The 6559-nt window shown below is 65.9% G+C and carries 9 protein-coding genes; 2 read left to right on the forward strand and 7 right to left on the reverse strand.

Annotated features, from left to right (window positions below; all coding sequences use genetic code 11):
• Nucleotides 1–395: 395 nt before the first annotated feature.
• The 5 genes from VFV09_05035 to VFV09_05055 all read right to left on the reverse strand — a co-directional run bounded on the left by VFV09_05035 (nucleotide 396) and on the right by VFV09_05055 (nucleotide 3617).
• On the reverse strand, nucleotides 396–869 hold the full coding sequence (locus VFV09_05035) for an SRPBCC family protein (GenBank protein HEU4867077.1): 474 nt from the start codon (nucleotides 867–869) through the stop codon (nucleotides 396–398).
• Nucleotides 870–930: 61 nt separating this feature from the next.
• Entirely contained in the window at nucleotides 931–1743 is an 813-nt protein-coding gene (locus tag VFV09_05040) for an NAD(+)/NADH kinase (GenBank protein ID HEU4867078.1), read from the reverse strand.
• Entirely contained in the window at nucleotides 1740–2510 is a 771-nt protein-coding gene (locus tag VFV09_05045) for a TlyA family RNA methyltransferase (GenBank protein HEU4867079.1), read from the reverse strand. The genes VFV09_05040 and VFV09_05045 overlap by 4 nt, the downstream gene beginning before the upstream one ends.
• A 6-nt stretch (nucleotides 2511–2516) precedes the next feature.
• Nucleotides 2517–2660: a hypothetical protein gene (locus tag VFV09_05050; GenBank protein HEU4867080.1), complete on the reverse strand. Its 144-nt coding sequence runs from the start codon at nucleotides 2658–2660 to the stop codon at nucleotides 2517–2519.
• A gap of 39 nt (nucleotides 2661–2699) precedes the next feature.
• Nucleotides 2700–3617 carry a peptidoglycan DD-metalloendopeptidase family protein gene (locus VFV09_05055; GenBank protein ID HEU4867081.1) on the reverse strand — a complete coding sequence of 306 codons (918 nt, stop codon included), beginning with the start codon at nucleotides 3615–3617 and terminating at the stop codon, nucleotides 2700–2702.
• A gap of 129 nt (nucleotides 3618–3746) precedes the next feature.
• Here VFV09_05055 and VFV09_05060 point away from each other — a divergent pair, with 129 nt between their 5' ends.
• Nucleotides 3747–4550, forward strand: coding sequence for a rhomboid family intramembrane serine protease (locus VFV09_05060; GenBank protein HEU4867082.1), 804 nt, complete (start codon nucleotides 3747–3749; stop codon nucleotides 4548–4550).
• Here the strand turns inward: VFV09_05060 and VFV09_05065 are convergent.
• The gene (locus VFV09_05065; GenBank protein ID HEU4867083.1) at nucleotides 4543–5166 is read right to left on the reverse strand and encodes a putative glycolipid-binding domain-containing protein; all 624 of its coding nucleotides are present in this window, start codon (nucleotides 5164–5166) and stop codon (nucleotides 4543–4545) included. The two genes, VFV09_05060 and VFV09_05065, sit on opposite strands and share 8 nt — an antisense overlap.
• 81 nt (nucleotides 5167–5247) lie before the next feature.
• Here VFV09_05065 and VFV09_05070 point away from each other — a divergent pair, with 81 nt between their 5' ends.
• On the forward strand, nucleotides 5248–5895 hold the full coding sequence (locus VFV09_05070) for a hypothetical protein (protein ID HEU4867084.1): 648 nt from the start codon (nucleotides 5248–5250) through the stop codon (nucleotides 5893–5895).
• Here the strand turns inward: VFV09_05070 and VFV09_05075 are convergent.
• Nucleotides 5888–6559: HAD-IA family hydrolase (locus tag VFV09_05075; protein HEU4867085.1), on the reverse strand; the 672-nt coding region annotated here is incomplete at its 5' end. The two genes, VFV09_05070 and VFV09_05075, sit on opposite strands and share 8 nt — an antisense overlap.

Here is a 6559-nt window from a genome sequence, read left to right on the forward strand (position 1 = left end):
CGCGGTACAAAGCCGGTTCCTGTGAATGGTGGTGAATCCTGCATCTAAACGGGTCATCGGGGCTCCTTTGTCACATTAGAGGCACATGTTCTAGTTCAGAAGACAGTCACGAGAGGCGCGCCCTATGTCTGGATCGCGGCCCCAGCTCCTCCAACGGTGCGCCATAGCGCATGGGCACCTCCTCGAAACGTCCCCGATACGCATGCGTAGCACTGGACCGTCGGGAATATCCCGCTGTAGTACCAACTCGACCAAGAACATCCGGTCGATCTGCAAGAGAGCACCGCTACAGCAGCCTTGGAGCAACCCGTTTGGCTAACTGTTCTGGCGATAGAGTTGTGCGCCTTAGGCGTCTCCGGAGGCCCGCCGGCGTTGGTGTTCGCCCCGGGACCCAATTACAGCGACCACTCGTCGGTTTCCACAGCCTCCTTGATCACGCGATTTCGCTCCTCCAGCAGCAGCCGCATGTACTTCGTTAGCAGGAGGCGGTTGACCAGCCAGCCAAGAGGGCCGAAAGGCGAGGTGAAGTCAAAGACGTCACGCATGACGGTGCTTCCGCCGGCTGGTCCGGACGGTTCGAACGAGTGGTCGTGATCAAGCCGGCGAAAAGAGCCGGTGACCATTGAGTCGCGGAAGTGGGCCGGCGGGCTGAACTGAGTGATCTCGCTCGTCAGTTTGTGCCAAAGTCCGAAATGACGGGCTCGCCAGGTAACAGAATCACCGAGGCCCATGAGTCCGTTTCGAACCCCTGCGATGACCGTCTCTTTGGAAGCGGCGGTCGAGGCCATGTGGAGGTCGACGCTGCGAGCGAGGTCAAACACGCGTTCTCTCGGAGCATCGATATAGGTGACTAGTTCAATTCTCGGCATTAGACCCCGGTCCGCGGCCGCGTGGAAGCGCTGTATCGCTCACGATCGCTCCGGTGGCGCTTCAGTCGCCCAAGTCGTTCGGCTCTACGTGGAAACGCAGGCGCAGCTTGTCGTAGAAGTGCGATTGGTAGGCCGTCAGCAACTGCAGCGGGCGCTCGTGGGCCCGCACCGTGACGACGGACCCCGGGTCCAGGATCGCCACCGGCTGGCCGTCGGCCGACAAAGCCACCGTGTCGTCTGGGGTCTCCAGCGTCACCAGGTGCTTGGGGCTGACGACGATTGAACGCCACAGCGGGGAGTGGGCGGATACCGACGTCAGCAGCATCGCCTGCACCTCGGGCTCCACCACCGGGCCGCCAGCCGAAAGCGAGTAGGCGGTCGAGCCGGTCGGGGTCGAGACGATGAAGCCATCGGCCACGTAGCGGGCTACGGTTTCGTCGCCTACCCGGACCAGGATCTTGACTACCCGGGACACGGTCCCCCGCTCCACGACGATCTCGTTCAGCGCCATCACCCGGCAGACCTCCTCGCCGTTCTGGAACGCCGTGGCCTCCAGCATCATCCGCTCCTCTACCCGGTAGATGTCGGTGATCATGCTCTTGACCATCTGCTCGATGTCCCCGGCGTCGATGGTCGACAGAAAGCCCAGGTTGCCGAGGTTCGCCCCCAGGACCGGCACGTCCAGGTGCCAGGCGATCTGGGCGGCTCGAAGCAGCGTTCCGTCGCCGCCGAGCGCCAGGACGGCGTCCAGGGCGTCCTCCTCGTCGACCGGGACGATGTTGAGGCCGCGGGAGTCGCCGTGCTCCCGGATGGCGGCCGCCACCTCCTTGGCTTTGGGGTTGGTCGGGTGCAGCACCAGGCCGATGGTTTTCATCCGGCGGCCTCCACTGCGGTCTCGATCGCCTCCTGGTGCATCGCTGCGCCGGGGCGGGCCAGCAGGAAGAACTCCTGGTTACCGGTGGCGCCCTTCAGCCGGGACGGGGCGACGGCCACGGTACCCAGACCGTTGTCGTTAAGCGCCTCGGCGGCCGAGCGGATGGCGCCCACCCACACCTGGGGGTCGGAGACGATGCCCCCCGGGCCGACGTCCTCCCGGCGACCCTCGAACTGGGGTTTGACCAGCAGGACGCAGGCGCCGGCAGTCCCGGCCAGATCGGCAATAGTGCGAGCCAGCGAGCGCAGCGAGACAAAGCTGAGGTCCCCGACCACCAGGTCGAACGGACCCGACTCGGGCACCTGCCGGATGTTCGTCCGCTCGAAAAGGGTCACACGGGGGTCGGTCCGGAGGGCCCAGTCGAACTGGCCGTAGCCGACGTCGACCGCCACCACCGAGGCCGCACCCCTCTGGAGCAGGCAGTCGGTGAAGCCGCCCGAGCCTGCGCCGGCGTCCAGGCACCGCATACCGGTCACGTCGAGTCGAAAGTCGTCCAGGGCGCCGCACAGCTTGTCTCCTCCTCGCGAGACGAACCGGCGGCCGGATTCAAGTGTGATCCGGCTGGTGTCCGACACCATGGTGCCCGCTTTCAGGCCGGGGGCGCCGTCGATGGTCACGGTCCGGGAGTCGATGGCCTGCCGGGCTGCCTCGACGTCTTCCACCAGCCCCCGGGCCACCAACTCAGTATCCAGCCGGCGACGGGTCAAGGCTCATCAGGGGGTTGAGTCGTCGGGAGAGGAGGTTTCCTCCAGGGCGGCCTCGAGGTCGTCGATCAGTCCGTCCAAAAAGTCGGCGCGCCCCTCCAGGGGAATCTGGGCTATCTCCGCCAGGCGAGTGCTTGCTTCGGCTTCGTCCACAACGCCCGATATTAGCCCAGGATCGGGCCAGAAAGGTGCTTAGCGGGCGGCGTTGAGCAGAGGGAAGGGGTTGACCGCCCTTCCGCCGCCCTTGTGCCACTCGAAGTGGACGTGGCAGGGGCCGCCCCGGGCGTTCCCGGTGTTGCCGTTGATCCCGATCTTCTGGCCCACGCTGACCCGGCTGCCGTTGGTGATGCCGGGGGCGTAGCCCTTGAGGTGCGAGTAGAAGAAAACATCGCCGTTGCCCGCCCGGAGATACGCCATGATGCCGCCGTTGCCGCCGGCGTGGAGGTTGAAGATGGTGCCGTCGGTCACTGCGACGACCGGAGCGCCGCAGGAGGCCATCACGTCGGTCCCCTTGTGGCGCCGGCCCCCCGACCGGCGGGCTCCCCACGAGTTGCCGAACCCCTGGGGCCCTCCGATGGGCAGGGTGAACGCTGCGAAAGACCGGATCTTCGAAACCTTGGCGGCCACCCGGGCGCCGCTCAGCTTGGCGGCGAGCTCGGCCTTTTTGTCCTTTTGGGCCGCGACGAGCTTCGCCTGCCGCTCCCTGGTCGCGGCCAGGTCGGCAATCATCTCGTCGGCCCGGGACTGGGTGACCCGCAGGCCGTCGACCAGCTCGGTGTCGCCCTTGCCCAGGATCTCCATGAAGTGCAGGCGCCGGAAGAAGATGTTCGGGTCGGGAGCCATTAGGAGGTCCTGCAAGTAGGAGGAGACGCCGCCCTTCTTGTAGATCGCTCCGGCCCTCAACTGCACCTGGATCGCCTTCTCCTCGATGATCTTGTCGGCCTGCTTGAGGTCGGACTCCAGCTTGCGCCGCTTGGCCTCGGTCTCGGCGAGCTGGGTCTCCAAACGGCCGTACTCGATGGCCGCGGCGTCCAACTCCTTTTGCACCTTGCTGACGTCGGCCCCCTGCGCTGCCGGCACCGGCGTAACAAGAAGCAGCGAGCAGGCCATCACGCTCGCTATACCAAGGGCTCTTACTGAGGGAAGTTTGGCACTCATAGACGACGGCTTAGGCTTACAGCCGCCCAGCGTGTTGTCAAGCTTTCGTAAAACGCGGGCGTTCCCGCTTATCCTTCGTACATGATTTCGGCGACCGGACTCATCCCGATCCACGACGAGAACCCGACCCACCACACACCGGTCGCTACGATCACACTGATCGTCCTGAACGTTCTCGCCTTCCTCCTCTTCGAGCCCCAGTTCGGGTCCACCCGCGACTGCGCCCGGGCGGACATCGCCTGCGAGGTCGACAACTGCGAGGTCAGCCAGTTCTTCTTCAAGTGGGGGGTCGTCCCGGCCGAGGTCGTCGAAGGCGAGCAGCTTTCCGGCGAGATCTGCTCGGGCGTCGAAACCGAGCAAAAGTCGGTGATGCTGTCGCTGCTCACGTCGATGTTCCTTCACGGGGGTTTCCTGCACCTCGCCGGCAACATGCTGTTTCTCTGGGTGTTCGGCAACAACATCGAGGACCGCCTGGGGGTGGTCAAATACCTCGCGTTCTACCTGGTGACCGGGGTGGCCGCCTCGCTGGCCCACGTCTTCTTCAACGCCTCATCGCAGGTCCCGACCATCGGGGCCAGCGGAGCGGTGGCCGGGGTTCTCGGCGCCTACATCCTTTTGTTCCCGAGGGCGATGATCCACACCCTGGTCGGCTTCATCCTGTTCTTCAGGGTCCGGCTCCCGGCGGTCGCCGTGCTCGGCCTTTGGTTCGTCTCGCAGTTCTTCATCGGAGGCGGTCAGCAGGTGGGGGAAGGGGGGGTCGCCTGGGTGGCCCACGTCGGCGGGTTCGTGGCCGGCATGGCTCTCATCCACGTTCTCGGCGGCGGCAAGGGGCGGCCCACGCCTGCCCAGCCGGCTTATCCGGCCGGGCCCTTCGGCGTCATCTAACCCTCCGCGCGAGGTCCGGGTAGAAGATCACGACGCCGTCTTCGTCGATCTCCAGCTCTCCCACAAAGTCCCGGTGTTCCCCGACATAGCGGACGACCGACCCGGATTCGGTGAGCCGGACGTGCTCGTACCTCTGCTTCGACGGGTGGACGCCGAGGTCGGGAACCGAGACCCACGCCATCAGGAAGTCCCGCTCCCCCGGTCCCCGGTGCAGGCCGTGGCGGACCACGGGCATGAGGTTGGTCGCCGGGCATAAGCCCAGGTCGCAGTCGAGGGCGCCCTCGACCAGGGCTGGGTCGCCGCCCGGCGGCGGGAGATCCGGGTCCCCGGCCGCCCGCGCTTCGATGCCCCAGGCGCCGGCCCCGTCGTGGGTCAGCACCAGGCTTCGGGTCCAGTCAACGCCGGAAACGTCGACCTCCAGCCGGGCGGTGACGAAGTTTTCTGAGGCGTCGAGGCGGTAGTCCATCCGATAGGGAACCGGGTTGACCCCGATCTGTGTCCCCTCCGCCCGGACCCCGTCCCGAGCGATCTGGAGGCGGCACACCTCGGCCCGCCACTCGTCGACTCCGCTCCACACCACCAGGCGCCGCCGGGTGCCGCCACCCTCGTCGACCATCGAACCTCCGGTTGTTGATGGTTCCGTTTCCAAATTTAGCGGGTAAAAGGTTGCTCGGGACAACTGACTAGGAGGCCAGAAATGACCGACAGCTCCTACGGAGCGCACACCCACAGTCTCGCCGCGACCTTTGACGGCAGGGGAAAGGCGCAGAAGGCCGCCGACCTGTTGAAAAGGAACCTGAGGGACGCAACGGTGGAGATCACCTCCAAGCCCGACGACCGCAAGGTCCAGTACGCCGAGATGCGTGACGAGCTCGAAGGAGTTGTCGCCTCGCCGGTGCTGGGCAGCGCAGTCACCAAATCGCAGGCGCAGGGAGCCACGGCCGGAGTTCTGCTGATCGGCGGTGTTGCAGTCGCTCTGGGTCTGATCGTCGGCTTCATGGTCCACGGGGCACCGGGCTCCGAGGTATCGATCGCCCGCTGGATCATGTTGTGGCTCCTGGTTCCAGCCATAGCCGGCGGAACGCTCGGCCTGCTCTCCGGAGGCATGCTCAAGCAGCGTTATGCGCCGTCCGACAAGGACGCGGCACCCGACCACGAAGCGTCACCGGACGCCGGGATCGAGTCCCGTGAGGAGACGGTGGTTGAAATCGCCACCAGCGACGAAACCGAGCTGGAGCGGGCCTTTGACATCCTTCGGGATCTGAACCCCGCCCGCCTCGACCAGTTCGACGCCGAGGGCAAAGTGGTCGCCACCCGCGACCTCGGGGGCAAAGCTTCTAACTAACAGCCAGTGACTGCAAAGAGGTGAGGATGTGGTCGGGGCGCGGGTCCAGCAGCTCGCCTGTGACGGTTAGTCCCGTCAGGACCAGCGCCCCGTCCCATCCGATCCTCTTGGCGCCGGCGATGTCCGACTCCAGCCGGTCGCCCAGCATCAACACCTTGTCGTAGCCGAGTCGCTCCGCGGCGGCCCGCATCATGGGCTCCTCCGGTTTGCCCAGGACCGTTGCGCTTTTGCCGGAGGCCGCCTCCACTGCGGCGACTATGGAACCGGTGCCGGGCAGCATGCCCCCATTCTCGATGGGCATCACCGGGTCCTTGTTCAGCGACAGGAATGCCGCCCCGGCCCGTATCGCGTCGGCGGCCAGCGCCAGGCGGATGTAGCTGAAGTCGGTGTCCCGGCCGCAGAGCACGAAGTCTGCGGTCTGCCCCAGTTCGAGGTACTTGATACGGAGCAGGTCGGCCAGCTGGGCGGCTACCGTCTGCGGCGCCAGGATGAACGCCGGAGCCCCTTTCATGTCGTTCTTTACGATCCACTCCCTCGCCACGAGGCTGGTCGTCAGGACCTCCTCCTGGGCCAGCTCGAACCCACCATCCGCCAGGCGCTCCACGACCTCGTCCGGGTGGTAGCCGCCATTGTTCGTGAGCAGCAGGATCGGCTTGCCGGTGGC

The sequence above is a fragment of the Actinomycetota bacterium genome (genome assembly GCA_035759705.1).
GTDB lineage: Bacteria > Actinomycetota > CADDZG01 > JAHWKV01 > JAHWKV01 > JAJCYE01.

Coding starts and splice junctions, on each gene's coding strand:
- VFV09_05035 (HEU4867077.1), bottom strand. CDS start 869: ATGCCGAGAATTGAACTAGTCACCTATATCGATGCTCCGAGAGAACGC.
- VFV09_05040 (HEU4867078.1), bottom strand. CDS start 1,743: ATGAAAACCATCGGCCTGGTGCTGCACCCGACCAACCCCAAAGCCAAG.
- VFV09_05055 (HEU4867081.1), bottom strand. CDS start 3,617: ATGGCCTGCTCGCTGCTTCTTGTTACGCCGGTGCCGGCAGCGCAGGGG.
- VFV09_05060 (HEU4867082.1), top strand. CDS start 3,747: ATGATTTCGGCGACCGGACTCATCCCGATCCACGACGAGAACCCGACC.
- VFV09_05065 (HEU4867083.1), bottom strand. CDS start 5,166: ATGGTCGACGAGGGTGGCGGCACCCGGCGGCGCCTGGTGGTGTGGAGC.
- VFV09_05070 (HEU4867084.1), top strand. CDS start 5,248: ATGACCGACAGCTCCTACGGAGCGCACACCCACAGTCTCGCCGCGACC.